Annotated in this window: 24 protein-coding genes and 1 other annotated feature; of the genes, 11 read left to right on the forward strand and 13 right to left on the reverse strand. The window is 50.5% G+C overall.

All coding sequences use genetic code 11. The features are described 5' to 3' along the window. Window positions 1-114 precede the first annotated feature (114 nt). Window positions 115-930, forward strand: coding sequence for an endonuclease/exonuclease/phosphatase family protein (locus tag FGI41_RS16020; RefSeq protein ID WP_139491354.1), 816 nt, complete (start codon window positions 115-117; stop codon window positions 928-930). Between the two features lie 127 nt (window positions 931-1057). Here FGI41_RS16020 and FGI41_RS16025 read toward each other — a convergent pair whose 3' ends face one another. The 4 genes from FGI41_RS16025 to FGI41_RS16040 all read right to left on the reverse strand — a co-directional run bounded on the left by FGI41_RS16025 (window position 1058) and on the right by FGI41_RS16040 (window position 6153). Then, window positions 1058-2059 carry a hypothetical protein gene (locus tag FGI41_RS16025; RefSeq protein ID WP_139491355.1) on the reverse strand — a complete coding sequence of 334 codons (1002 nt, stop codon included), beginning with the start codon at window positions 2057-2059 and terminating at the stop codon, window positions 1058-1060. Window positions 2060-2130: 71 nt separating this feature from the next. Further along, window positions 2131-3135 (reverse strand): MBL fold metallo-hydrolase, encoded by a 1005-nt coding sequence (locus FGI41_RS16030; RefSeq protein WP_255298493.1) that lies wholly within the window; start codon window positions 3133-3135, stop codon window positions 2131-2133. Between the two features lie 114 nt (window positions 3136-3249). Then, the gene (locus tag FGI41_RS16035; protein WP_255298494.1) at window positions 3250-5514 is read right to left on the reverse strand and encodes a sensor domain-containing diguanylate cyclase; all 2265 of its coding nucleotides are present in this window, start codon (window positions 5512-5514) and stop codon (window positions 3250-3252) included. 27 nt (window positions 5515-5541) lie between these two features. Then, a complete protein-coding gene (locus tag FGI41_RS16040; RefSeq protein ID WP_139491504.1) occupies window positions 5542-6153 on the reverse strand; it encodes a histidine phosphatase family protein in 612 nt (203 codons plus the stop codon). Between the two features lie 370 nt (window positions 6154-6523). Here FGI41_RS16040 and rpsD point away from each other — a divergent pair, with 370 nt between their 5' ends. Beyond that, a complete protein-coding gene (gene rpsD / locus FGI41_RS16045; RefSeq protein ID WP_139491356.1) occupies window positions 6524-7123 on the forward strand; it encodes a 30S ribosomal protein S4 in 600 nt (199 codons plus the stop codon). A gap of 394 nt (window positions 7124-7517) precedes the next feature. On the opposite strand, the gene FGI41_RS25055 is transcribed toward rpsD, so the two are convergent. Next, complete coding sequence (locus FGI41_RS25055; protein ID WP_176560305.1) at window positions 7518-7757, reverse strand: CBO0543 family protein; 240 nt, start codon at window positions 7755-7757, stop codon at window positions 7518-7520. Between the two features lie 316 nt (window positions 7758-8073). Here FGI41_RS25055 and FGI41_RS25490 point away from each other — a divergent pair, with 316 nt between their 5' ends. The 3 genes from FGI41_RS25490 (at window position 8074) to FGI41_RS25500 (ending at window position 9086) form a co-directional block, all read left to right on the forward strand. Then, the gene (locus FGI41_RS25490; RefSeq protein ID WP_255298495.1) at window positions 8074-8193 is read left to right on the forward strand and encodes a putative holin-like toxin; all 120 of its coding nucleotides are present in this window, start codon (window positions 8074-8076) and stop codon (window positions 8191-8193) included. 323 nt (window positions 8194-8516) lie between these two features. Further along, window positions 8517-8636, forward strand: a complete 120-nt coding sequence (locus tag FGI41_RS25495) for a putative holin-like toxin (RefSeq protein WP_255298496.1) — start codon at window positions 8517-8519, stop codon at window positions 8634-8636. 330 nt (window positions 8637-8966) lie between these two features. After that, window positions 8967-9086 (forward strand): putative holin-like toxin, encoded by a 120-nt coding sequence (locus tag FGI41_RS25500; protein ID WP_255298495.1) that lies wholly within the window; start codon window positions 8967-8969, stop codon window positions 9084-9086. A 151-nt stretch (window positions 9087-9237) separates the two neighbouring features. Here FGI41_RS25500 and tyrS read toward each other — a convergent pair whose 3' ends face one another. Beyond that, complete coding sequence (gene tyrS, locus FGI41_RS16055) at window positions 9238-10509, reverse strand: tyrosine--tRNA ligase (protein WP_139491357.1); 1272 nt, start codon at window positions 10507-10509, stop codon at window positions 9238-9240. A 56-nt stretch (window positions 10510-10565) separates the two neighbouring features. Next, window positions 10566-10830: a binding site (T-box leader), on the reverse strand. Window positions 10831-10976: 146 nt separating this feature from the next. Here tyrS and FGI41_RS16060 point away from each other — a divergent pair. From FGI41_RS16060 to FGI41_RS16075, 4 genes are all read left to right on the forward strand, one after another. Next, complete coding sequence (locus tag FGI41_RS16060) at window positions 10977-14138, forward strand: transglycosylase domain-containing protein (RefSeq protein ID WP_139491358.1); 3162 nt, start codon at window positions 10977-10979, stop codon at window positions 14136-14138. A gap of 597 nt (window positions 14139-14735) precedes the next feature. Next, window positions 14736-15368, forward strand: a complete 633-nt coding sequence (locus FGI41_RS16065; RefSeq protein WP_139491359.1) for an N-acetyltransferase — start codon at window positions 14736-14738, stop codon at window positions 15366-15368. Window positions 15369-15388: 20 nt separating this feature from the next. Beyond that, a complete protein-coding gene (locus FGI41_RS16070; protein WP_139491360.1) occupies window positions 15389-16033 on the forward strand; it encodes an acetoin utilization AcuB family protein in 645 nt (214 codons plus the stop codon). Then, window positions 16030-17184 (forward strand): acetoin utilization protein AcuC, encoded by a 1155-nt coding sequence (locus tag FGI41_RS16075; RefSeq protein WP_139491361.1) that lies wholly within the window; start codon window positions 16030-16032, stop codon window positions 17182-17184. The genes FGI41_RS16070 and FGI41_RS16075 overlap by 4 nt, the downstream gene beginning before the upstream one ends. 461 nt (window positions 17185-17645) lie before the next feature. Here the strand turns inward: FGI41_RS16075 and FGI41_RS16080 are convergent, their stop codons facing one another. The 4 genes from FGI41_RS16080 to FGI41_RS16090 all read right to left on the reverse strand — a co-directional run bounded on the left by FGI41_RS16080 (window position 17646) and on the right by FGI41_RS16090 (window position 21153). Then, entirely contained in the window at window positions 17646-18602 is a 957-nt protein-coding gene (locus tag FGI41_RS16080; RefSeq protein ID WP_139491362.1) for a 5'-methylthioadenosine/adenosylhomocysteine nucleosidase, read from the reverse strand. A gap of 14 nt (window positions 18603-18616) precedes the next feature. Further along, window positions 18617-19633, reverse strand: coding sequence for a catabolite control protein A (ccpA, locus tag FGI41_RS16085; protein WP_139491363.1), 1017 nt, complete (start codon window positions 19631-19633; stop codon window positions 18617-18619). Between the two features lie 115 nt (window positions 19634-19748). Further along, the gene (locus FGI41_RS25060) at window positions 19749-19910 is read right to left on the reverse strand and encodes a hypothetical protein (RefSeq protein WP_176560306.1); all 162 of its coding nucleotides are present in this window, start codon (window positions 19908-19910) and stop codon (window positions 19749-19751) included. Between the two features lie 148 nt (window positions 19911-20058). Beyond that, window positions 20059-21153 (reverse strand): bifunctional 3-deoxy-7-phosphoheptulonate synthase/chorismate mutase, encoded by a 1095-nt coding sequence (locus tag FGI41_RS16090; RefSeq protein ID WP_139491364.1) that lies wholly within the window; start codon window positions 21151-21153, stop codon window positions 20059-20061. Window positions 21154-21405: 252 nt separating this feature from the next. Here FGI41_RS16090 and FGI41_RS16095 point away from each other — a divergent pair, with 252 nt between their 5' ends. Further along, window positions 21406-23577 carry a cell division protein FtsA gene (locus FGI41_RS16095; protein WP_255298497.1) on the forward strand — a complete coding sequence of 724 codons (2172 nt, stop codon included), beginning with the start codon at window positions 21406-21408 and terminating at the stop codon, window positions 23575-23577. A gap of 107 nt (window positions 23578-23684) precedes the next feature. Here FGI41_RS16095 and ytxJ read toward each other — a convergent pair whose 3' ends face one another. Both ytxJ and FGI41_RS16105 read right to left on the reverse strand, forming a co-directional pair. Next, entirely contained in the window at window positions 23685-24017 is a 333-nt protein-coding gene (gene ytxJ, locus FGI41_RS16100; protein ID WP_139491366.1) for a bacillithiol system redox-active protein YtxJ, read from the reverse strand. Window positions 24018-24138: 121 nt separating this feature from the next. Beyond that, a complete protein-coding gene (locus tag FGI41_RS16105) occupies window positions 24139-24543 on the reverse strand; it encodes a hypothetical protein (RefSeq protein WP_255298498.1) in 405 nt (134 codons plus the stop codon). 300 nt (window positions 24544-24843) lie between these two features. Between FGI41_RS16105 and FGI41_RS16110 the strand changes: the two genes are divergently transcribed. After that, the gene (locus FGI41_RS16110; protein ID WP_139491367.1) at window positions 24844-25083 is read left to right on the forward strand and encodes a hypothetical protein; all 240 of its coding nucleotides are present in this window, start codon (window positions 24844-24846) and stop codon (window positions 25081-25083) included. Between the two features lie 79 nt (window positions 25084-25162). Here the strand turns inward: FGI41_RS16110 and FGI41_RS16115 are convergent, their stop codons facing one another. After that, on the reverse strand, window positions 25163-25864 hold the full coding sequence (locus FGI41_RS16115; RefSeq protein WP_139491368.1) for a trypsin-like peptidase domain-containing protein: 702 nt from the start codon (window positions 25862-25864) through the stop codon (window positions 25163-25165). Window positions 25865-25962: the final 98 nt, after the last annotated feature.

Raw genomic sequence — 25962 nt, forward strand, 5'->3', positions numbered from 1 at the left:
TACAGATGAGCCAGCAAAAAAAGCGTGATTGATTTGAAATTCGACATTGTTTTCCGCTTTCTTTCATAATAGTTTGACGATTATAATAAAAGGAAACGGTTACAGGAGGCCAACATGCGGAAAAAGATGATACTGGGATTACTCCTGTTACTCGGTTGTCTGTTTATTTTTCAGAATAGAATGACACCTCCTGCCGTTCAAGCGATTGAGTCTAAGCCGATGGTTACGCCAAAACGCAGTACGATCAAGGTCGTCACCTACAATATCCGGGGCTGCCGCGATGATGAAGGTGTAGCCGATACAGCGGCGATCATCGCTGAACTGAAGGACTTGGATGCAGACATCATCGCCTTGCAAGAGGTGGATCATGGACTGCCACGTTCCCATTTCGCTGATCAAGCCAAAGAAATCGCAGATCAATTACACATGGACTATCTTTTTTCACCGAATCTTAACCTGTTGATCGGCACATACGGCAATGCCCTGCTCTCCCGTTATCCGATCCTCTCCTACGAACAGACAAGGCTCCCCTCCGGCTTCGAGCCCCGTGGTTTGCTGCAAGCGGTCGTAGATGTCAACGGGGAAGCACTCAACGTATACGTCACCCATCTCGGCCTCAAGAAAAAAGAACGGGAAGAGCAGATTCAGAAGGTCGCAGAAATCCTTGCAGTCAGACCCGAATCCCCGACCATTCTCATGGGAGATTTTAATACGAGTCCGCATGATCCACTGCTTACGCCTCTTCGCGGTCTGCTCAGCGATCCGTTATATGAAAAGCAGCAGCCGGTGACCACGCTGATCACGAAGACTGACACCCCCATCCAGATCGATTATATTTTCCTCTCTCCATCTGTCCGGTTTATCCGGGGCTTTACCACCGCACAGAGCCGCTCTGATCATTTTCCGCTGTGTTACGAGATCGCGATGTAAGCCTCACTTGGCTCCAACAGCTTGACCTGGCCCTCTCTCCTCGTATGAGTAAAAAAAGCGCTCATTCCTGCACGGATCTTAGGATTTCATGCAGGAGAGCGCTTTTTTGGATGTGATTAAAAAACATTTAACGCTGACGGTTGGTTAAGTCATCTGCTGGATGCGGCAAGCTTCTCGGAGTCTGTGTACCCGGTCCGACGAGCTCTGCCGGCTCCAAGCCTTTGGTGTTCATTCCTGGGCTTGGCAGTTCGAACTTCTGACCGTAATCCCAGATATACGTCTGGATGCGCGAATGCTCGCTGACACGCTGTTCGTTCATATCGTAGTTCGAGCGGATTTCCATCTCCAGCATCGTCGGCAGATTCCGCTTGATATCGTAATAGACGGTATACTCCGCCTCCAGCTGCATATCCTCGATCAGCTCGTCGATGTTGTACAAGGCTTTCGCCTGTTGGATACGTGCTCCACTCCCCATCAGACCCAGTTGGTCGCGGGAGAGGGTAAACACTCCTTTTGTCAGGGTCGGATAAGCAGACTGCACCGCCTGCACATTAGCACCTTGGCTGTTGGCATCTACCTGTGCGCGCAATTGGTCAGAGAGCATCTGCTTGAGCTGTCTGGAGTCGAGCAAGACACGTACACTGGCCAAGTTGTCATCCTTGTTCTCATCGCGAAGCGGAACGACCTTGGTACGCATCCGCTCCATCTGCTGGAAGCTGAACTCTGGTGACCAGTTGGCCAGCTGCTGTCTCAATGAGAATTCCTGATCACCCACCGGACGCCATGCTTCCTGTTCACCCAGCTTGGCATAAAGCTGATTGTCACGGGAGAGAATCGCCATATCCGCTGATTTCTTCTGATCTGGTACAGATGTTTTGATGCTGACGAACGCATCCTTGCCATTTACCTGTCCGGCGAAGTTCACCAGATTTCCGTTGGCGTCAAAGCCGGTCAACAATCGGGTCCACCCATGAAACGAATACCCCTGCTGTTTGCTGAAATTGCTTCGGAGTGCCTTGAATTGGGCGTCCGCATTTTGGGCGGTATTTTGCGGGTCACTGCAACCCACCAGTAAAACGACGGTCAGGGCGAGCAGCGTGCCAAGCCTTGAGCCTTTTCGTTTGATCATCAACGTCACCCTCCTTTTGCTTTCTTTAGGTTGTCCGAGGGTGTACGTGCTTATGCGAAAGGGCTATTGGCCTACAGAGAATAATAGATGACGCCGTCACGCTCCGTTGTCTCTACCTGATACAGCATGGTCAGAAGATCCAAATGACCCAGAGTCTCTGAGATGACCAATGGCAGTTCTTTCTGATATTTGGTCGGGAAAAGCCCCTGGGCCAGCTCATACGCGGTCTTCTCCCCATCCTGCAAAAATCCTCTGAGGACGTTGGTTCGCTTCCAGTTGTTTTGCAGACGCTCTGTGATCAATTCATGGTGATTCGTCACCAGCTCACCATGACCTGGCAGGATCAGCTCGATCGGCAACCCTAAGCACATCTCCATCGAGGTGCGGTACTGAACCAGTGTCATCGGGCGGACCTGTGAGCGGTCAAGAGGCGGCTCGATGAATGCATTGGACGAAATATGCTGGATGATATGATCACCTGCGATCATGACACGGTCGGACTCCCGTAAAAAGGAGACATGATCCTGTGCATGCCCCGGTGTCGTCAACACCTTCCACTCCGGCAAATGAGGCAGCGTCTCTCCGTGCCGGATCGTTCCGTCGATCTTCGTCGCCTCAGCGAAGGTCTGCATCATCATCCGGAATCGGACGATCACCCCCAGCATCTCCTGTGGTACACCGCACTGGACATACAACTTGTGAAAAAATTCATCATGATACTGTAAAAAATCCTCATCCATCTCCACAAAGGGAATCGCATACGGGTGGCAGTACACCTTGGCGCCGCTTGCCTGTCTGACCCGCTCCAGCATCCCGGAATGATCCACGTGATGATGGGTCAGAACGATCTGCTTGATCTGACTGAGTGAATGCCCACTCATTTCAAGACCTTGATGAAGTGCCTCCCACGCTGCGTCCGTTCTTGGGCCGACGTCTACCAGTGTCGGTGTCTCCCCTGTAATCAGATACAGATTAACCGGACCTACGGCAAACGGAGTCGGAACCGTGATTTGGTACACGCCTGAGGCCACTTCTCTTGCTGCTCCTGCTTCCTGATTGTTATCTATATGGGTCACACGCCGTCTCTCCTGTCTATCACATCATGTTCTTATTCTTAAGTTTACCACAGTCGTATCAGTTCTTTCCTTTCCCTGGCAAAAAAACAGCCAGCCCCTCACTTCGGAGGAAGGCTAGCTTTTGTAGGTGGTCACTTGGTTGCGGCCATTTCGCTTGGAATCATACAACGCCACGTCGGCCGACTGAAACAGTGCCTCGACGCTCATGTTCTGCTGGGTGGCCCGATCCCATTTGGCAACACCGCTTGAGATGGTCACGGCCGGTTCAGTTCCACTCTCGACCAGACGACGCATCCGTTCTGCGATTTCGGCTGCTTTTTCCAGATCGACACGCGGCAGATAGATCGCGATTTCCTCTCCGCCCCAGCGTGCCGCGATATCGCTCTCACGGATACTCTGCTTGATCAGGGAAGATACCCGGATGAGAATCTCGTCCCCCACTTGGTGACCGTACGTATCGTTGACTTTTTTGAAAAAGTCAATGTCAATCAGAATCAAAGAGCCTGAGCTGTCTTTGCCAAGGGATTCATGCACCTTGTCATTGAGGAATTTGCGCGCATACAATCCGGTCAGGTTGTCAGTAATCACCATTCGGCGCACTTCGCTGTGAAGCAGTGCATTGGTAATCGCCAGACTGGTATGCTGCCCGACGATTTCGAGCAGCTTGAAGTCATCGAAGCTGAAGAAATGTCCACGGGAGTCCGCTACCAACAGCACGCCTGTGACATCCGTTCCCTGCATCAGCGGTACCCCCATCAATGAGGCGAATTCCACCAGAGAAAACGGCATCGTCTCTACGCTTGGATTCGCCAGGATCACCGCACGCTTCTCCGTCACCATATCGGTAATCGGCTGTTCCTCGATCGGCACCCAGCGGCCCACGTCTGTCGGATTGGAGGAACAAAGCACCTCCAGATGATTGCCCTCTTCCGTCTTGCGCAGGATCGCACAGTACTCTGCATCAAACTGATTCAACAGCATGTTCGTAACAAAGCTGAGGATTTCATCGAGATTCAGACTTCGGTTAAGCTGTTGCGCCATTTCGTTTATCAGACGCAGCTCGCGGATCAGGTTGCGGGATTGCTGATACAGCTGGGCATTTTCAAAAGCAGTCCCTGCTGTCTCCGCCAAAATCGAGATATATTCGGTCTCTTGCTCATTGAGATTCACCAGTTCATTGGTCGTCAGCTGCAAGACCCCATAGATCCCCTGTTTCCCGAGAAGCGGCGCAGCCAGCACGGTGACCAAGCGGCCATCCTTTATCTGTGTGCCGACGACTGGACGTCCCTCGATATAGGCCTGATTGCTGTATTCATTTTCTCCAGCCTGAAACAGCAGTGACTTGACCGGCAGGGTCGTGTTGGTCTCGACGCTCAAATAGAGATCCACCGTAAAATACGGATACAGCATCGGAATACTGTTGATGATCTCCTCCAGCACGTTGTTCACATCGATGGAGGCTTGGATTTTTTTGGTCAAGCCGTACAGCAGGTCTTTTTTCTTCGCATCGCGATGGATATCATCAAGCTGAATCGCGCGCACCAGGGAAAAACTGATCTTGTCCCCGACGGTCTGTAAAAAAGCAACGTCCCGCTCATCAAACACATATGGCTCGTCAGGCGGGATATGCAGGATCAGGGCGATTAACGGCTTGGCTTCACAGATGACCGGATAGATCACCACTTTGTTGCCATCCGTCACCATCGGCTCTACCGGCTTCCCGGCAAAACGAGCTAAGATTTCGCCCAGTTGTGTCGATTCTTTATGTTTTCTCTCAGTCGTGATGCGGTCCTGTGGGATCATCAGACCGCGCTGATCCAGCTTCACGGCAGAGCAATAGCCTTTTTCCACAATCTCATCAATCTGCTCAATCACACCCCTGATCAAATCAATGGAGCGTTCATAGCGGTTCGCATTCATCACGATCTGGCTGGCCGCCTGATGAATATAAGCATCATAGCCCATCAGGATCAACGGCTCCATCGCGCGGATGTACGCTAAGAGATCCACTTCCAATGCCTGCTTAGGTGCCGCCAGTCCAATCGTCGCACGCAGGCGTCCATCTCTTTCTTTGAGCGGAACCACTGCCCACGATACAGGCAGAGAGTGACCATCATCCTCCAGATACGCAATCTCACCGGTCTGGATGGCTTCGAACACCACCGAATGCAGGTTCAAGTCACTCTCTTGCCATGCCTGAAGAACCGGATCGGTCTTATTATCTTCAGCAAGCAATGGAATACAAGTTAGGATTTGCCCCAAAGAGTCGGTCAGGAAAAGGGTTCCCGGGCAATTTTTTGGCCAGGAATGCAGAAAAAATGGGATCATGTATTTAAATACGGTTTCTAATTTCCCTAGCATCTGTGATTGGATAGCCAAAAAAATTCCCTCTTCCTTTTCTAAGAATTACAACTCATGCGGGTCAAAGGGATCAGTGGGCAGATGATGCGTCCGGTTGATCTCTACCACTTCCCATTTGTCTAAAGCGAAACGGAGAATGCTAATACCCGTATTATCTATACGCGATATCCCTGTCCCTTGCTTCCCTTCCGTAATGTAATGAAGAAAGCCATTGATGAGACCACCGTGGCTGACAGCTGCAATCGTCTTGCCCGGATGGGACATCACCAGTTCACCGAGCGCCTGGTGAGCACGCTTTTGCATATCTGTAAAAGATTCAATTCCATATGAAGTTTCGTACGCTTCATTTGCACGCTTACGTTCTTCGATTTCAACAGGGGTAAGTCCTTCCCATTCCCCAAAAGAACGTTCACGCAAACCTGCTGTAATGGTAAGCTGCGTACCCGTCACATCAGCCACAGCCTTGGCGGTGACATGTGCACGCTTGAGATCGCTTGTATAAATATGGTCAAACTTATGCCCTGCCAGATATCCGGCAAGAAGCTTGGCCTGATGAAGTCCGGTTTCATTTAATTCGATATCGCTGTGGCCCTGAATTCGGCCAAGCACGTTCCAAGAAGTTTCCCCATGGCGAATCAAATAGAGGAAGGTCTCCATCACTATACCCCCTCCTATACTGCTTGTAAATAAAATCAATACATTATAATTATAAAGGATTAGCCTGATTCATGCTAGAATCTTAAAAAACTTCCAAACGATTTTTAACATTAGTTTACGCAGAATCACGACTTGACTTTCCTATCTATTCCCCTATAAAATAGTTTGTATGTGTTTTAGGGTAGCATTGATTGCAGGTAAAAACGAGTGGTTATCCAGATTAGTTTCACCCTTTTCAGTAAAGCGGCTGCTCCTGAGAAAGGTGCACGATGCGGAAACGCTACCGTCCGAAGTTCGTGTAGCTAAAGTTGAGACTGGCCCCTCGGAAGTAAACACCTGTAAATCTGATCTTAAAGGAGAATGAAATTCAATGGCTCGTTACACAGGTCCTCGTCACAAACTCGCACGTCGTCTCGGTATCTCCCTCGACGGCACAGGCAAAGACATTAAACGTAACTTCCCACCAGGACAACACGGTCACGCTAACCGCCGTAAACTCTCTGAGTACGGTATCCAGCTGCAAGAGAAGCAAAAACTTCGTCACATGTTCGGCATGAACGAAAAACAATTCCGCCGTACATTCGAACAAGCTTCTAAACTCCAAGGCGTACTTGGTGAAAACTTCATGAAATTGCTCGAATCCCGCCTCGACAACGTGGTATACCGTATGGGCTTCGCACCAACCCGCCCGGCTGCTCGTCAGCTCGTTAACCACGGTCACTTCCTCGTAAACGGTAAAAAAGTAGACATCGCTTCCTACCGTGTACAACCAGGCGACGTGATTTCCGTTCGTGAAAAATCCCGTAACCTCCAACTCGTGAAAGATGCGATCGAAACCCGCACTTTCGTTCCTAACTTTGTCACTGTTGATGACAACAAACTCGAAGGTACTTTCACCCGTCTTCCAGACCGCTCTGAAATGCCTGCTGAGATCAACGAAAAACTCATCGTTGAGTTCTACAGCCGTTAATAATTGGTTCTTACCTAAGACCATTATCGATAGCTATGAAAAAACTGGAGCTAATCTGCTCCAGTTTTTTTGTTGTCTTTTTTCCCCTTCTGCTACTGGTTTGGTTCTCCTCACTCCGTAAGCCTCCCATGAAGATCGTGACGATCATTATAAAATGAAATAGAAACCATCCCAGCTGCCCATAGTTGAAATGCCTGATCGCAATCGGTCTTCGCAAATCAGCCGGAACGATCACGCCACCGATATATTCATGGATCAGCAGAAAAATCCACCACCACGTATACGAATCCCACAGATCCTAGGCATATTTGTAATAAATAATGTTGGTTTGATAGATCACGAACACCTCAAAAGCCATTCCTATGTGAATCATTGCCCAGTAAAAAGAAATTTTCTATCCCCAGTGAGCCGGACTGTATCTCACCCCCACCAATACATAAAACGGCAGCAATGTGGCAATTGCACTGAACGGCATGATGCTCTTATCCGGTATGTATTGTGGATCAAACCCATAAAAACCGACTTTCACAAAAAGATAGCAGATGATATTGCCGGATATCACTGTGATCAGATACAAAAGACCGTATCGTCTCCAATCCAGCCGAACGATAAAGAAGGAGCCAACAACAGACAAGAGACTCATTCCCAGCAAAAGGAATGTTTCGAGATTTAAATCGAAATACGCTGCCCGACTCCTCCCGAATCATCTTTTTCCTAGTGTGTCCAGTGATGGGAGGAAATAAAGAAGAAGGAGACCAGACCCTTTTGGGGTACTCGTCTCCTTCTTTATTTTCGAATCAGCCCTTGCTGTCTTCCAGCGGGAACCACCAGCAAAAATTTGTCGAATCTCTTGTCCAGCTTTTGCTCTTATCGGGTTTATGATGGTTTCAGTACAATAGCATAGGCTCCTCAAGGGTGACCGGCTCACTCCCCGATGAAAGGGGGTGAGGATGATGACAGTTTTCGAATCTCTAAGCTTAGCTTTGGCATTCGGTTCGTTGATCAGTTCACTGATCATCGGTACGTTAACCATCGTGGTTATGTATCTGTCTAATCGTAAAGAAAAGTAGGTCACCTCCCTTGAGTGGCGTGACCTACTTTGACCCAACTACGAGCCAGCCCTTTGAGGGCAAGCTTATTGTACCGGCCGCAGATGTTACCAGCATCTGCGGCCTTCTTATTTTCGATTATATCACGGTAAAATCAATTATCCAAAGTCACTTCTCGCTTAATTTTATCCATCAGTTCTTACTGTTTTCCTGAAGAAACACAAGCAAAAATTTGTCGAATCTCTTGTCCAGCTTTTGCTCTTATCGGGTTTATGATGGGTTCAGTACAATAGCATAGGCTCCTCAAGGGTGACCGGCTCACTCCCCGATGAAAGGGGGTGAGGATGATGACAGTTTTCGAATCTCTAAGCTTAGCTTTGGCATTCGGTTCGTTGATCAGTTCACTGATCATCGGTACGTTAACCATCGTGGTGACGTATCTGTCTAATCGTAAAGAAAAGTAGGTCACGCTCTTAACCTTGAGACCCCGTGACCTACTACACCCAGATATTCGAGCCGGCCCTTTGAGGGCAAGCTTATTGTACCGGCCGCAGATGTTACCAGCATCTGCGGTCTTCTTATTTTCGATTATATCACGGTAAAATCAATTATCCAAAGTCACTTCTCGCTTAATTTTATCCATCAGTTCTTACTGTTTTCCTGAAGAAACACAAGCAAAAATTTGTCGAATCTCATGTCCAGCTTTTGCTCTTATCGGGTTTATGATGGTTTCAGTACAATAGCATAGGCTCCTCAAGGGTGACCGGCTCACTCCCCGATGAAAGGGGGTGAGGATGATGACAGTTTTCGAATCTCTAAGCTTAGCTTTGGCATTCGGTTCGTTGATCAGTTCACTGATCATCGGTACGTTAACCATCGTGGTTATGTATCTGTCTAATCGTAAAGAAAAGTAGGTCACCTCCCTTTGAGCAGAGTGACCTACTATACACCAACACCGAGCCGCCCCTTCAGGGCAAGCTTATTGTATCGGCCACAGATGTTACCAGCATCTGTGGCCTTCTTATTTGTCATTATATCACGCTAAAAGCATTTTTCCCAAATCGCTTACAGCTTAATTTTTGCAAATTTACGCTTGCCGTTTTGCACTACCATGTCGTTTTCCAGCGTCACTTCTGCGTTGAGATCGGTGACCTTCTCCTCGTTCACCTTCACCGCACCTGCTTGTACGGCACGGCGTGCTTCCCCTTTAGAAGTAGCGAGACCGAGATCGAATACGAGGTCGACGATTTTTGCCTGGCCATTTTCATAAGCGGAGGCATCAAGGGTTACCTCTGGAATATCAGTTGGCAGAGCACGTTGCTGGAATACGGTTTTGAAGTGGTTCTCAGCTGCATCTGCTTCCTCTTGACCATGGAACATGCGGACAAAGGTTTTGGCCAGATTCATCTTGGCATCGCGCGGGTGAACACTGCCGTCTTCCAGACCTTTTTTCAGTGCTTCCAGATCTTCACTGGTGATGTCGGTCGCAAGCTCGTAGTAGCGGAGCATCAGCTCGTCTGGTACAGACATGGTTTTGCCATAGATTTCGTTTGGAGCTTCGTTGACACCGATGTAGTTGTTGAGGCTCTTGGACATTTTTTGCACGCCGTCGAGACCCTCAAGGATCGGCATGACGATAGCAACTTGCTGTTCTTGTCCATATTCTTTTTGAAGGTTCCGGCCCATCAGCAGGTTGAATTTCTGGTCGGTTCCGCCCAGCTCTACATCGCTTTTCAGTGCTACGGAATCGTATCCCTGCATCAGCGGGTAGAAAAACTCGTGGAGCGAGATTGGCTGATTGGCACTGTAGCGCTTGGTGAAGTCATCGCGCTCCAACATACGGGCTACAGTGGTTTTGGCCGCCAAGGTAACGACATCGGAAAAATTCATCGGAGCGAGCCACTCCGAGTTGTAATAAACCTCTACACGGGAGGTGTCCAGAACTTTGCCGAACTGCTCTACATAGCTTTGTGCATTCTGTTTGACTTGTTCTTCTGTCAGCTGCTTACGGGTCTCGGATTTGCCTGTCGGGTCACCGATGCGGCCTGTGAAGTCACCGATCAAGAGTTGGATGGTGTGGCCAAGCTCTTGGAAATGACGCATTTTTTGCAGAACAACGGTATGGCCGACGTGGATGTCCGGTGCGGACGGGTCGAGGCCCAGCTTGATGCGGAGCGGCTCACCTGTGGTGACGAAGCGCTCCAGCTTTTTGCGCAGGTCTTCTTCTGGGACGATTTCGGCCACACCGCGGCGGATCAGTGCCAGCTGACGCTCTACCTCTTGCTGCTGTTCAGGGGTTAACACGATTTTTTTCGTGGTGGTTTCTTGGTTTTCCATTGATTTCACACTCTCCTTTTGGTCGGGTAAAGACAAATAAAAAAGACCCCATCCCACATAGGGACGAGATCTGTGTTCTCGCGGTACCACCCTAGTTGAGAAGAAATCAGCTTCTTCTCCACTCTGATGCAGCATAACGGGCTGCTTCCGGTCATTGCGCAGCTGTTCTGCAAGCAGGTGCACCTGCTTGACTAACAAAAACTGGCATAGACAAGCTCCAGACGTGTAATTCACTTGAGGTACAGGGCTGGTTCGCACCGACCACCAGCTCTCTTGTCGACCTGTGTCCCTCCGCTACTTGGCGTCCTTCGTCGCTTTGTGTTATTTTGCGCTGTTGATATGAAAATACTTTTACCACATTTTATCATCCCTTGTCAATACAGGTCGAGGATGTGTCGTTTCGCTTCTATCCCACTTATTTTGGTTATGGTATAATTAGGCTGATCTTGTAAGGGGGACGTACATATATGCAGAATCAACATCCGCCTGCCGATGAGAGACAAAGAAGAAGACGTCGGCGTGGCACGAAGAAACATCCTGTCATTCTCGCGCTGCAAGTGTTCACGGTTCTAGGTTTTATGGGTTTATTTGCGGTTGGAGGGGTTCTTGGCGGTTATATCGCTTCCCTGGTACATGATGAGCCTGTGCGTACCTATGAGGATATGCAGAAGAAGATTTTCAGCAACTACCTCACCGGCTTCGCTTACTATCAAGACGGCTCGCTGATCGGCCAGCTGCGTGCGGAAGAAGACCGCCGTCTGGTTAAGAAATCAGAAGTGTCGCCTTATCTGATTAATGCGATCATCGCGACCGAAGATAAATATTTTTACGAGCATCACGGGATCGTGGTTCAATCGACGATTCGCGGGATGATCCAGGATTTCACCAATCAGCCGGTCGTCACAGGCGGCTCTACCCTGACCCAGCAATTAGTGAAAAATACGCTTCTCACCCGGGAAGTGAGCCATGCCCGGAAAGCCAAAGAAATCTTCCATGCCCTCCGGATTGAGCGTATGTTTTCGAAGGATCAGATTCTGGAAGCCTACATGAACGAAATCTACTTCGGCAAGAATGCCAACGGCTCCAACATCTATGGTGTACAAGCCGCGGCTAAAGGGATTTTTGATAAGGACGTAAAAGATCTCAATCTCGCTGAAGCCACCTATATCGCGGGCATGCCGCAAAGCCCGAACGCTTACTCCCCTTTCTCAGCGGACGGCTTGGGACGGGGCAAGGAGCGCCAAGTCATGGTGCTTGACCGAATGCTTGAGAATCATTATATCTCCAAGCAGCAGTATGACGAGGCGATTTCCTACGATTTCGAAGCACACCTCGCCAAACCAAGCCGCCGCGCTTACGCCGACCATCCGTATCTCATGATGGAGATTGAGGAGCGGGCCGCCAAGGTGCTGGTCGATCAAAAGCTGGCTGAGGAAGGCCGCGTCAAAGCTGACGTGGGCCGCAATGAGTACCGCCAGCTCGTTGAGGACAAGCGCCGTGAAATCCTGCGCAACGGCTATCATATCCATACCACAGTCAACAAAGAAGTGAACGGGATCATGGAGAAGATCGCTGCCGATTCGGATAACTTCGGTGACAACGTCTCCTACACGATCACCCGCTCCAACGGCAAACGGGAACGCATCGAAAACGCGCTGGAGCAAGTAGGTGCCACTCTGATTCACAATAAAACAGGTGCAATCCTCGGCATGATCGGTGGGCGTGATTTTAACGTGGAGCAGACCAACCACGCGACCGTACCGCGCCAACCGGGTTCGGCCATGAAACCAATCGCTGCGTACGCTCCTGCTTTTGAACTCGGGTATCTGCAGCCAGGCTCCCCGATCGACGACTCCCCCGTGGTGCTTGCTGACGGGCAGAACGGCAGTCACTTGCCGCAGAACTGGGACCGCCAGTTCCACGGGATCATGAGCTCACGCGAAGCGCTCCGCATGTCCTGGAACGTACCTGCGATCAAAGCCTACATGAAAGTCGGCATTCCGACCGCTCTTGAGTATGTCAAAAAAATGGGCGTGACCACGCTGGTCGACAGTGACAATCATGCCGCTACAGGTGTTATCGGTGGACTTGCCTACGGTCTTACCTCCGAGGAGATCACCAATGCCTATGCCACCTTTGCCAACCATGGTTCATTTATCGATGCATACATGATCGAGCGCATCGATGACAGCCAAGGCAACAGTATCTACAAGCATGAGGTTCAGCCTGTTCCCGTCTTCAGCCCGCAGACCGCTTACCTGATCACCGATATGATGCGTACTGTCGTCAATTCCGGTACAGGTACAACCGTCCGCAAATACATCCCCCGTGGTATTGATATCGCAGGGAAAACGGGGACGACCAACAACTCGAATGACCTTTGGTTCGTCGGCTACACACCAGAACTCTCACTCGGTGTCTGGTCCGGTTATGATGAGCCGCATCCGCTTCCAAGCTCTGCTTCAAAACGCCCGATGCAGATCTGGGGCAAGATCATCAAGCAAGTGATGGAGCTTGATCCGAATCTCTCACCGGAATCCAGGAAGTTTGAAAAGCCATCCGGCATCACGACTCTGACCGTCGACAGCAAATCAGGCATGCTCCCAAGCGAGCTCTCCAAAGCTGCCGGTCATCTGATCACGGATCTGTTCAACACGCAATTCGCCCCGCGCAAGGTGGACGATACGCATAAAAAAGTAAGAGTCGTCGAACTCGATGGTGTGCTTTATCTGGCGAAGGAAGGCACTCCTGACGACTTTGTCAGCGAAGGAATCTACTTCTTGGGCAAAGATTCTCTAACTGGTTCTGTAAGGACATCCGCCATTGGGAAAAAAGGCTACAGCCGTCCAAGCGACTGGGATAGCCGCCTTCCTGAAAAAGAAGACCCGCGTACCGCCGTCGATGGTACTCCCGGCGCACCAACCAATGTCAAAGCCAGCCGATCCGGTAACCAAGTTACATTGAACTGGGCTGTCGGCGGTGAAAAAGATATCGTCGGTTACCGCATCTACCGGGCTACCGCCAACAATGGCTTTACCAAAGTGGCTACGGTCAAAGACCCGGCTACCATCACCTACAGCGATGCAACAGGTGGCGGCGACGGTTACGGCTACTACATCACCGCTGTCGACCTGACTGGTCAGGAATCGGCTCCATCCCCAATCGCCACGGTCGGTTCCGGAACATTTGACACACCGACGCCATCAGGCGATCCATCTGGAACGGATCAACCATCTCCTTCTCCAGACAGCACTGAAGACCCGACCTCCATCGGCACACCAGGAGGCACGAATGCTGGCGACAACGGTTCTTCCGATGAACCATCAGGCAACTCCCCTGCCCCAACCCAAAGCGTGCCACAAGCACCAAGCGGTCTGGGTATCACCAAAGCAGGAGACAGCTATAAGCTGAAGTGGAGAGCCAACTCTGGGAATGATCAGGTGGTAGCCTACAACATCTACTACACCTCCGATCCGGTTAATGGCTTCCAACTGCTCGATACCGTCGCAGGTACGAACTATGTCCACAACACCAAGCTGAAAAACGGCTTCTACTATGTCACCGCAGTGAACAGCTATGGTGAATCGGAGCATTCAAACAGTGTGAATACTTCTCAGGCGGGTAATTGACGCCAAGCCAAAAGAGCGCGGCTGCCATGCCCGCTCTTTTTTGCTTTATTATTGTTACTCCCAGAGGGAGTGAGGAGATCATCTGTTTTCCAGTCGCCTTTCCCTCTCTTCGTTCGGCCGGTCTCCTTCCAAACAGATGATCTCCTCACTCCTGCGTGTACCGCAACTTTTTAAAAGAAAAAAATTAGTGGCTCATCCATAACTCTTGGGAATATGTCATACTTTTATTACATAGATGTGAAAAGCTTAAAGACAGACGGCTCACACTCGAGGATACCTTCCTGTTTTGGATGTTTTGGGATGTTTTTGCTCTTTTAAGATCCTTCTCATATCCTTAGAATCTTTAGATCCCCTTTATTTAAAAAGTGCTTGGCTATACGCCAGAGCGTGATGAGGAAGGAACTGTTTGTAAGGAGACCGGCTGAACGTAGTGAGGGAAAGGCGACTGGAAAAAAGTTCCTTCCTCATCACGCTCCCCTCGGAGCAACAAGTGATCTGTTGACAGCTTATTGAATCTTTCCCAAGAATGCAGAAGTCTCACACTCACTTGCGGTATAATAAAATAACAAGTACTCAGGAATGAAGGTGAAGCCTCGGATGATCCATACCAAGCGGTTTTTTAGCAAAGAGGTTGAGGTAGACGGGCGTACATTGATTGTAGAAGGGCCAGTTGATCCGCAAAAGTTCGCAGCCATGACCTTTGATGAAGGACTCAAGGCATTCCGTATACCCGAACAGCAGCATCTTGCCTTAATTGAAATCGCAGCTTTGCCGGAAGGACGAATCATTGTCTGCCGAGAAGATAACCATGTGCTCGCCTATGTCACCTTCCTCCATCCTGACCCGCTGGAGCGTTGGTCACAAGCTAAGCTGGAAGACCTGTTGGAGTTAGGTGCAATCGAAGTCAGCCACAAGGTTCGTGCTGGCGGTGTTGCCAAAAAGATGCTTGAAGTCGCTTTCATGGATGATGCCATGGAGGATTATATCGTGATTACCACCGAATACTATTGGCACTGGGATCTCAAAGGAACGGGACTCGATGTCTGGGGATACCGCAAAGTGATGGAAAAAGTAATGGGCAGCGTCGGTATGATCTGGATGGCGACCGATGATCCAGAAATCTGCTCCCACCCCGCCAATTGCCTGATGGCGCGCGTCGGCAAGCGTGTACCGAATCAAAGTATAATGGCGTTTGACGAGATGCGCTTTCAGAACCGGTATCTATTCTAAAGAAAAGGGTGACCTCCACTATGCGTATCGAAGAAATCATGCGGAAGCGACTTGTAACCGTAACGGCAGAGACGACTCTCGGAGAGGCATTATCCCTTCTGCGTGGAAATCGGATTCGCCATCTGCCTGTATTGAGCGGGGAAAAACTGGTCGGGATCGTCTCTGACCGTGACCTGCGTGATGCCCTGCCATCTGTACTGTGCCGTCATGACGATGATTACCAGATCCTTGGCACACCGGTCAAAGAAATTATGAAGACCGATGTCATCACCGCTCATCCTCTCGACTTTATCGAAGATGCAGCTGCTACCGTGTACGAACATCGTGTCGGCTCTTTACCTATCGTTGAGAACAATAAACTCGTCGGGATTGTCACCGAGTCAGATATACTCAACTGCCTGGTCGAGCTGTTCGGTGTCAACCGTGCCAGCTCCCATATCGAGGTTCGTGTGGATGACCGTACCGGGATGCTTGCCGAAGTCAGCCAGGTGTTCCGCGAAGCAAAAGTCAACGTGATCAGTGTCATGGTCTATCCCAGCCGGGAAGATGGCAAGAAAAATCTGGTGTTCCGGGTGCAGACAATTGATCCACGCCATATCATCCAGCTTCTGTCAGAAAGAGGGTTTGACGTGATCGCGCCTATTGAAGGGGGGCTTTTGCCGTGAGTCGCCGCTCGCGTCTGATCTACTCCCCTGAATATACGAAGTACTATTTTCACGAAGAACACCCATTTAACCAAAAACGCTTGATTCTCATGCACGATCTGATGCAGGCCTATGGCTTGATTCAGCCGGAAGATCTGGTAGAGCCCCGCTATGCTACAGACGAAGAAATCTCACTCGTGCATGATCAGCGCTACATAGATATCGTTCGGGCTCAGGGGCACAGCGAAAAGGAACTCCCTCAGGCGGCCAGCTTCGGGCTGGGTACAGAGGACGTTCCCTTTTTCGCCAACATGCATGAGGCGACTTCTCTGATTACAGGCGGGACCCTTCAGGCCGTTGATCTCGTGATGAAAAACGAAGCTGAGCATGCGTTCAACCCTGCTGGTGGATTGCATCATGCCTTCCGGGGCCGCGCTTCCGGCTTCTGTATCTACAACGACTGTTCGGTGGCTATCGCATACCTGCGCAAGCATTGGGACGCCCGCGTGCTCTACATTGATACCGACGCCCATCATGGTGACGGGGTTCAATGGGCTTTTTATGATGATCCGAATGTTTTGACGATCTCCATCCATGAGACAGGCAAATATCTCTTTCCGGGGACGGGCAATCTCACTGAGCGCGGGGAAGGCAGCGGCTATGGGTACTCGGTGAATGTTCCGCTGGATGCCTTTACCGAGGATGAATCGTTCCTCGATATCTATCACAGCCTGTTGCCAAAAGTAGCGCGGGGCTTCAAGCCAGACGTGATTGTATCGCAAAACGGCTGTGATGCCCATGCCTATGACCCACTCACCCACCTCTCCTGTACGATGCGGATTTATCAGGAGATTCCAAGGCTGGCTCACCAGCTGGCCCATGAACTGTGTGGAGGCCGCTGGATTGCGACGGGTGGCGGCGGGTATGATATCTGGCGGGTCGTGCCGCGTGCGTGGATGCTGTTGTGGAGTGAGATGACCGATCAGCCGCTGGTTGATGGGCCTCTGCCTGCGGAGTGGCTTACGCGCTGGCAGAGTGAGAGTCCGTTGCCGTTGCCTACTCACCTCTTCGATGATGTGAATCCGTTTCCGCCGATCCCGAGACGTGAGGAGATTACAGAGAAAAATAAAATAACGATGGAGCGGGCGCTGATGTATGCGCCTTTGGGATAAGCCGGGGTTCAAATGCCCTGGCTTTTTTGTTTGGGTTTTATCGTGAGTTGGTGGATGAGAGAGGGCGGCTGGTCCCTGTCGCGCTTCTGTTGACTCCCTTCGAAAGAAGGAAGGGCTGTCCGCTACACAACAAGAACGGATGGGGCGGGGCAAAAATTTCAAAGAAGTGAAATCAAGCGTAGACGTTTGCCCCTGGGCGGATTCAAGGAAGAGTTGCCATCCGTTCTTGTTCTGTAGCTGGGTAGGGGGGTCAAAGGAAGCTTGACAGGGACCAGCCGCCCTCTCTCAACCAGCCAATGCAAAAAGCCAAAAAGAAAAAGACAGTCCTCTGTTCTCCCCGCTTACTGGAAGAATACAGACAAAGCACTGTCTTTTCATCGCTATATGATACATCTCGTATCTATTTTCTATCTCACGTGAATCAATTCTAACTTTACACAATCTAGATTCGATTCAACGATCTACTTCAGCCCCAGCAGCTCTTTCAACGCCTCTGGCTGATACCCCTTCACTGCCTTGTCCCCTACTACAGTGACTGGAATCCCCATAAATCCAAGCTTCTCAACAGCTTCTTGATGCTCAGGGCTGCTCATCACATCGCGAACTTCATAGGCGATGCCTTCTGCATCCAGTGCCTTTTTCACGAGGTCGCAGTCGATGCAGCCTTTGGCGGAATAGACGATGACACTTGGAGCGGCAGTCGCGGCTGTCCCTGCACCAGTGGAGAGCGCACGCAGCATGTTTTGCACCATCGCAAACGAACGCTGGGATGCAAGCTTGGTGAACTCGAGGAAATTCACGTGAGCGGAGCCGTCTGCTTTGTCGGACATGGAGCGTACGACGACGAACGGGATGCCGTTCATGGAGCAGACTTGGCCTACGGCGGCGCCTTCCATCTCGGTGCAGGCCGCGCCGAACTGCTCGTAGAACCATTGTACCTTTTCACGGCTGGCTACGAACTGATCACCAGAGAGGATACGACCGTGCACAACTTGGATCTCGTCTGTGATCGCTTTGGCTGCGTCTGTAGCGAGTTGGATCAGCTCAGCATCTGCCTCCCATACCCATTTTTCCGTGTAAGGGATCTGGCCCGGAGCAAACCCGAGCGGAGTTACGTCTACGTCATGCTGAACACAGTCGGTCGAGACAACGATATCGCCGATGGTAAGCTCAGGGTTGACCGCTCCTGCTACACCGGTAAAGATCACTTTGTCCACTTGGAAGGTGTCGATCAAGATCTGGGTGCAGACACTTGCATTGACCTTGCCTACACCAGATTTGCAGAGGACAACGGTCTGGCCCTCATATTGCCCCTCGTAATAGGTGATACCTGCTTTTACCGTTTGGGCAGGCTCGCCCATCGCTTCCAGATAAAGCGCGATTTCTTCGTCCATCGCGCCGATTATTCCAATACGCATGTATGTTGGTCCTCCTATTCAGCCGCTTCGAGCGGACGTGTGCTTTGACGGTATTCGATACGGTGCGGCAGAAGAACGATATGATCATCTACCTGCTCATTGTTCATATATTTGGTCAAAAGACGCATCGCTACCGCACCGATATCATACATCGGCTGCACGACAGATGTCAGCTTTGGACGCACCATCTCAGCCAGACGGATATTGTCATAGCCGATGATCTCGACGTCATCCGGTACACGTCTGCCTTTATCCTGCACCGCGTGGATCGCCCCGATGGCCATCTCGTCGCTTGCTACAAACACGGCAGTCGGTGCATCAGACAATTCCATGAACTCATTCATGCTGCTAAGACCAGACTCATACCAATAGTTCCCGTGCTTGACCAGCTCCTGATCATACTCGATCCCGGCATCAGCCAATGCCTGCTTGTACCCTTCAAAACGAACCAGACCACCCAGCGGATCATGCATCGGACCTGTGATCATTCCGACCCGCTTGTGTCCGCGGCTGATCAGCGCCTGTGTCGCATCATAAGCAGCTTGGAAATGATCGATCGTCACGGACGGCAGAATATGATCCGCATCACGGGTCGCCGCCAGTACGACTGGAACAGCGGCTGTAGACAGCGCTTGCATATGATCGTCTTTAATCTCCGCACCCATGAACAACAGACCGTCTACCTGCTTTTCCAACAGCGTGTTGATCAGCTGCAGCTCTTTTTCCAGACGTTGGTCAGAGTTACAGAGGATGATGTTGTACTTATACATCGTGGCGATGTCCTCAATCCCACGTGCCAGCTCTGAGAAGAACAAGCTCGAAATATCGGGAATGATGACACCTACCGTTGTCGTCTTTTTACTCGCAAGACCCCTTGCCACTGCATTCGGACGATACCCAAGTCGTTCAATCGCCGCCATGACCTTTTTGCGGGTCATCGGCTTTACGTTCGGGTTGCCATTGACTACACGGGATACGGTAGCCATGGAGACACCTGCTTCTCTCGCTACATCATAAATGGTAATCGGCATCTTTTTCTCCACCCACTTTCTTCCAAATATTGGCTTTCAATTCGATTTTCAAAAAATGTATGGTCATATGATACGACAAGCTTTGTCGTTTGTGCAATCGTTTTCTACTTATGTTTCATGAAATGTTAACATCATAGATGATTGCCAATACGATGAGGGCCACGATGCCGACGATCACCCGTGCCTTTTTTTCAGATTTTGTCCATTGAAAGGCAATCGCATACACCAGAAACCCCGCGGAAGCCATCAAAAAATACAAAGCCTTGCCATCCATCACGATCCAACCCTGCCTCTTCATGCTACATCCTCAGCATACAGCAATCCTCTCCTTATTAATAAGGAAGCGAGTGCCATCATGTAAGAAAAAAGGGCTTTCCCCTTCATAAGGAGAAAAGCCCTTTTCCCATGGTTAAAATGGAACCGTCTTAGCGGGAGATCAATTGCTCGCTTTTGTACAAGCCGGATGCAATCAATTCTTCCAGGTACTTGTTGAAAGACGGGATATCCAGCTGTTGTTTCGCGTCGGAGAGCGCTACGTCTGGATCTGGATGCACTTCTACCATGATACCGTCGGAGCCTACTGCCAGACCAGCTTTGGATGTTGGGAGCAACAGATCGCGGCGGCCTGTAGAGTGAGTCACGTCGACGAAGACTGGCAAGTGGGTCTCTTGCTTGAGGATTGGCACAGCAGAGATGTCGAGTGTGTTGCGTGTTGCTTTTTCGTAAGTGCGGATACCGCGTTCGCAGAGCATGACTTGCTGGTTGCCCTCAGAGAGGATGTACTCAGCAGCGTAGATGAACTCTTCGATGGTCGCAGAAAGACCGCGCTTGAGCAGGATCGGATGGTTGAGACGACCTGCTGCTTTGAGCAATTCGAAGTTTTGCATGTTGCGGGCACCGATTTGGATCACGTCGATATATTGGGTTGCCAATTCGAGATCGGCAGGAGTTACGATTTCGCTGATGGTGACGAGGTTGAACTCCTCACCGATCCGTTTGAGAATTTCCAGACCCTCTACACCAAGACCTTGGAAGTCGTATGGGGAGGTACGTGGTTTGTAGGCGCCGCCGCGAAGTACGCGCAGACCTTGTTTTACATGGTTTTCCGCAACCGCACGCACTTGCTCGTAGCTCTCTACGGAGCATGGGCCTGCGATCAGAATCGGTGCTTTTCCGCCGAATTCCACACCTTTTATGGTGAGTACGGTATCTTCCGCTTGCTTTTTGCGGCTGACGAGCAGAACTTTCTTGCCGTCGTCTTTTTGCAGGTCAAGAGATGCTTTGAAGATTTGCTTGAACAAGTGGCGAATCGCATCGTCTTTGAATGGACCCTTGTTGTTTTCAACAATCAGGTTCAGCATTTGGCGCTCACGCTCAGGGTCGAACTTGTTAACCCCTTGTTTCGACTTCTCCCCGCCGAGCTCCTGGACAATCGTTGCCCGCTTGTTAATCAACTCTAATAGCTGCAAGTTAATCTCATCTAGCTGCTTGCGCAGACTCTCAACTTTATCATGACTCATCTCAAACTCCACCTTTCTTAATTCCCCTTGTCTATTAGCAATTGAGTATAAACTCAGCTTGGTTATTGATCATTATATAGGGATGCCATGGGTTTTACCAGTACTTTTACACCAAAAAGCGCGAAAGTGTTTGTAAAGAATTATAAAACGCTTTCACGCAATCACTGTTCCACTTCTGTTCATAGAACTAGTATAATAGAAAAGAATCCCAAGGCAACAGCCCTATCCCCTTCTCTAAGGAGTGACGAACGGTTGTCACATGATACGAATACCCAGCAAGAACTAATCTTTGCTTTAGATATTGGAACGAGAAGTGTCGTCGGTCTGGTCGTCGCAGCCGATGGTGAACAGTATCGCGTCGTAGACTGTGCGATTCAGGAACACAGCGAGCGCTCGATGCTAGACGGTCAGATCCACGATGTGGTAGCCGTCGCCAACGTCATCAGACAGATCAAAGACCGCCTCTCGGAAAAACACGGCACACTCACACAAGTAGCAGTAGCTGCCGCCGGACGTTCCCTGCGTACGCGCCGGGTCAGCATCGAGGTCGATATCCGTCACCTGCCCACAATCCAAAAGGACGACATCCTCACGATGGAATTCTCCGCCGTACAAGAGGCGCAGGCACAGCTTGCCCATGAACTGAATGAGACGGATTCCACCCGTTACTACTGTGTCGGATATAGTGTGGTCAATTATTACTTAGATAATGAAATGATCGGAAGCTTAATCGATCAGCGCGGAGATCTGGCGCGCGTCGATGTGATTGCCACCTTCCTGCCGCGCGTGGTAGTAGACTCGCTGCTCGCTGCCTTGAAGCGCTGTGATCTGGATATGCAGGCACTCACCTTGGAGCCGATCGCCGCGATCAATGTACTGATTCCGTCCACGATGCGCCGACTCAACATCGCTTTGGTCGATATCGGGGCCGGGACATCTGACATCGCACTGACCGAGGAAGGAGCGATTACCGCTTACGGGATGGTTCCGGTTGCGGGCGATGAGATCACCGATGCGCTGATGAACGCCTTTTTGCTGGACTTCCCGGTCGCCGAAGAGGTAAAGCGGGCGATCAATACAAGCGAAACCGTCAGCTTCCTCGACATCCTCGGCATGGAGCATACGCTGACACGCGAAGAAATAACCGCCGCCATCGACAATGACATCGCCAATCTCGCCCACAAAATCGCAGGCAAAATCCTCGAGCTCAACGGCAAAGCACCACAAGCCGTGATGCTGATCGGCGGGGGCAGTCTGACGCCCAACCTCCCAGCCAAGGTAGCAGAAATGCTTGAGATGCCGGCCGCCCGTGTCGCTGTGCGCGGTGCTGATGCGATCAAGCAATTCGTCGGTGAAAATCCGATCATCACCGGTCCTGAGTTCGTCACCCCGGTCGGGATCGCCGTCGCGGCCCGCCGCCAGCCGATCAAGTACATCACCGTGACTGTCAATGATAATCCGATACGTATTTTTGACCTTCGGAAAATGACGCTGGGAGATGCCCTGATCTCCGCTGGTCTGGATATCCGCCGTCTGCACGGTCGTCCCGGTCTGGCTATGTCACTTACCGTCAATGGCCGGATGAAGATCATTCCAGGCGGACACGGGACAGCCCCACAGATCACCAAAAACGGCGAACCTGCCGCACTCGACACGACACTTGCCAACGATGACGTGATCCATGTGATTCCAGGCGAAAACGGACAGAATGCAAAAGCCACGATCACCGATGTCATCGATACCGTGGATACGCTTGACCTTACCTTCAATGGAGAGCCGCTGTCACTTGGGCCAGTTGCTTTTGTCGGTGGTGTGGCACAGCCTTTTGATACCCTGCTGCAGGACCGTTCTGATGTGGAGATCCGCCTGCCCCGTACGATCTCTGAAGTGATGTGGCAAGCCGGACTGCTCGATGACGTGCCATCTGCCGCTGACAAATACCGCTTCACGCTCAACAACCGGGAGTACAGCTTCCCCCGCCACGAACTGCATCTCACACTCAACGGCAAAAACGCTACCCTGCAAGACCGTGTCAAAACAGGTGATATCATCGAGCACACACAGAAGCCCCTCTCCTTCCCGATGATCAAAGAAGTGATCCCGCCCGAAGAATGGGTTCAGGAGGAGATCAAGGTATTTTTCAACGATCAGCCGATTGCCGTCAAGACCGGACAGGTCAGCATCACGATGGACGGTCAGACCGCGGGCGAGGATCAGATCATTCACGATGATGCCGTCATCCTGGTCAAATCAGCACAAGGCCCTGCCCCTGTATTTAGTGATGTATTCCGCTATGTAGACGTCTCCTTGGATAAGCCTGCACAGGAAGGCTTGACCAAGCTGGTGATGCGGCTCAACGGCGAAGTCGCATCCTTTCAAACCCCGATTCATACAGGTGATAAACTGGAATTATTCTGGGAATAACAAAAAGGCTCTTGCCGCTCAATGCGGAAGGAGCCTTTTCATCTATCCCGTTACGGCCTGATCGCCTACGGTTATTGCTGTCGACGCGGCGCGAACGGGACTTTTGCTCATCCCTTCACGGCTTGCGCAATCGCATCCTTCGTGATTTTCCAATGCGAGGTGTGCCACTTCACAGCACCGTCTTCGAGTAAAAAGATCTGTGGTGATTCGTGCTTGATGCCGTAGCGGTCAGCGATTTCATTGGATACAGGGCGTGCTTCGCGGACGAGCACGACTGCGGCAGGGATATCGCTTTGTTCCCCCATAAAGCTCTGGAACTGTTCGTAAGCCGATGTGCTGATCGGGCAGATCGTGCTGTGTTTAAACAGGATGCGTTTTCCAGGCTGGCCAGCAAACGAATCCAACTGTTCAATCGTTTCTAACTGAAGTGTGTCTGTCATACTTAATTGCTCCCTTCTTCCATAAGAACCCCGAATGATACTGTTTCTGATCACAATATATACCATATCGGAGCGAGAAGCAATTTGCACAGACACTTCGTCTATGAAAACAGGTAGATGTCTAGCTGATCTGCAACAGACGCTGACGGATTTCCCCTGTCCAGTGATAATCACCAAGAGACTTCGCCAACAGATACAGATCCAACAGCTCGTCTACACGTTCTCCTACCACTTGCTGCACCGTCAGTTCATCGTCTTGCTGGTCTGCCACCATTACTAAAAGGTTGGAAAATTCTGAAACTCCTTCAAAGCCGATCTCTTGCTTCTTCGGAAATCTGCCAAGATCCTCCATCAAGCCCTTCAGATCATCCTTTACGATCTCAACGACTTGTGAATACGAACATTCATCAGCTGTACAGACATGTACAGGTACATTTTGAATTTTAACTCGGTTGCGGTAGACAACGTTGCGCAGCATGAGATCCATATCGCTGCCACAACGGCCACACTTCTTCTGGATGAGCAACGTTTTCCTCTCCTTTTTCCCTTTTATTTTACTCTTACTCTAATTCGTGAATATAGGTTGAAATCCTGCCGCTTCTGCGTGGTACATGGTGGGAGTCGTCCCAGCTAAACCGTGTACATCCTCCTCACAAGACTTTCACAGAACCGCCATGATTGCTGTCGTATCATCCATTTCCCCGTTTTCTCTTTCGCTAACCTAGAATGTCCTGCCAAAACTCTCATTGTTCGCGTTTATTATTCAGAAAAAAAGGAAAAGCTAGAGGATACGAAAACCACATTGCAAGTTGAAAGGATGGTACGTATGCGTAAAGCAGATTTACACGTAGACCAACATCAGGAGCATCTGTATATTACCATTAGTGTCGGCGAGGAGTTCAAGGGGATTGACTGGAAAGCCCAGCACGATATGGAGTTCAACACCGAATGCCTCTTCTGCTCGTCTGAGAATATCACGGGCTACCGTGTTGAAGATGAAACCGGCCGGACCGGTAAAATCGCCGTATGTCCCACCTGCGAAAAAGTAAACGCTGTCTATATCTAATCGCTAATCGTACCCGTTCATAAGAAAAGGCTTCTGTCTGATCATCCGACAGAAGCCTTTTTGCTTGGCTGGGAACCCCTTATTGGAAGCATTCCTTAATCCAGTCTTTGAAATAAACCACGCTGATTGCTTCCCCCAGCTCTGTACCTGTAGTCTGCACCACCACGCCGATGATGTCGCCCTGCTGGTTGATCACCGGGCCGCCCGAGTTGCCGGAGCGGACCTCCAGCTTCATCTCGAATTCCCACGGCTGATTGGGAACTTGCTCACGGGAGATTTTTCCGCTGCATGCTTTCCATGTCTCATTATGCGGGTGACCGATCGTCAGGATTTCTTCCGTGCTTTTTATGTCTGAATTTTCAGATAGACGTAGGCATGGAAATACCTCTGGTGTCTCCAGCCTCAGGATGGCTAGGTCTGCTTTGTCGTGTTTTTTCACCAGCACCGCATTGTAGATCTGCCCGTTGCGAAGCTTGGCACCCATCATCAGGCGGTCGCCGATCACATGCGCAGCCGTGATGATGTAGTTGCCCTGCACAATCGTCCCTGTTCCGTGATCGCCGTTTTTGCCGGCCAGATAGACGACCGATTCCTCCGCGATCGCCACCACCTTGCTCCATGGAAATAACAAGGCCCGACGCAGAATGGCGGCGAACTGCTCCCGCGTCACGAACTCCGTCGGGCGAAACGTATCATCCGGAAACCCCTGCAAAAACCCCATCCGTACCGCAAACTCGATGTCATCCTTCGACCAACGATTGCTCTCGATATCTTTAAACATGGTATCACCCCCTTCTTCTGGCACAGTACGTTCTACTCAAGATGTATGAAAAATCTGATACAAAAGTGCGTACATGCCCCTGTGCAAATGCGGGTTTT

The sequence above is a fragment of the Brevibacillus dissolubilis genome, from assembly GCF_006170445.1.
Lineage (GTDB): Bacteria > Bacillota > Bacilli > Brevibacillales > Brevibacillaceae > Brevibacillus_B > Brevibacillus_B dissolubilis.

What these genes read in the sequence shown, in the direction of transcription:
- FGI41_RS16020 (WP_139491354.1), top strand. Translation starts at nt 115, where the DNA reads ATGCGGAAAAAGATGATACTGGGATTACTCCTGTTACTCGGTTGTCTG.
- FGI41_RS16025 (WP_139491355.1), bottom strand. Translation starts at nt 2,059, where the DNA reads ATGATCAAACGAAAAGGCTCAAGGCTTGGCACGCTGCTCGCCCTGACC.
- FGI41_RS16040 (WP_139491504.1), bottom strand. Translation starts at nt 6,153, where the DNA reads ATGGAGACCTTCCTCTATTTGATTCGCCATGGGGAAACTTCTTGGAAC.
- rpsD (WP_139491356.1), top strand. Translation starts at nt 6,524, where the DNA reads ATGGCTCGTTACACAGGTCCTCGTCACAAACTCGCACGTCGTCTCGGT.
- FGI41_RS25490 (WP_255298495.1), top strand. Translation starts at nt 8,074, where the DNA reads ATGATGACAGTTTTCGAATCTCTAAGCTTAGCTTTGGCATTCGGTTCG.
- FGI41_RS25495 (WP_255298496.1), top strand. Translation starts at nt 8,517, where the DNA reads ATGATGACAGTTTTCGAATCTCTAAGCTTAGCTTTGGCATTCGGTTCG.
- FGI41_RS25500 (WP_255298495.1), top strand. Translation starts at nt 8,967, where the DNA reads ATGATGACAGTTTTCGAATCTCTAAGCTTAGCTTTGGCATTCGGTTCG.
- tyrS (WP_139491357.1), bottom strand. Translation starts at nt 10,509, where the DNA reads ATGGAAAACCAAGAAACCACCACGAAAAAAATCGTGTTAACCCCTGAA.
- FGI41_RS16060 (WP_139491358.1), top strand. Translation starts at nt 10,977, where the DNA reads ATGCAGAATCAACATCCGCCTGCCGATGAGAGACAAAGAAGAAGACGT.
- FGI41_RS16065 (WP_139491359.1), top strand. Translation starts at nt 14,736, where the DNA reads ATGATCCATACCAAGCGGTTTTTTAGCAAAGAGGTTGAGGTAGACGGG.
- FGI41_RS16070 (WP_139491360.1), top strand. Translation starts at nt 15,389, where the DNA reads ATGCGTATCGAAGAAATCATGCGGAAGCGACTTGTAACCGTAACGGCA.
- FGI41_RS16080 (WP_139491362.1), bottom strand. Translation starts at nt 18,602, where the DNA reads ATGCGTATTGGAATAATCGGCGCGATGGACGAAGAAATCGCGCTTTAT.
- ccpA (WP_139491363.1), bottom strand. Translation starts at nt 19,633, where the DNA reads ATGCCGATTACCATTTATGATGTAGCGAGAGAAGCAGGTGTCTCCATG.
- FGI41_RS16090 (WP_139491364.1), bottom strand. Translation starts at nt 21,153, where the DNA reads ATGAGTCATGATAAAGTTGAGAGTCTGCGCAAGCAGCTAGATGAGATT.
- ytxJ (WP_139491366.1), bottom strand. Translation starts at nt 24,017, where the DNA reads ATGACAGACACACTTCAGTTAGAAACGATTGAACAGTTGGATTCGTTT.
- FGI41_RS16110 (WP_139491367.1), top strand. Translation starts at nt 24,844, where the DNA reads ATGCGTAAAGCAGATTTACACGTAGACCAACATCAGGAGCATCTGTAT.
- FGI41_RS16115 (WP_139491368.1), bottom strand. Translation starts at nt 25,864, where the DNA reads ATGTTTAAAGATATCGAGAGCAATCGTTGGTCGAAGGATGACATCGAG.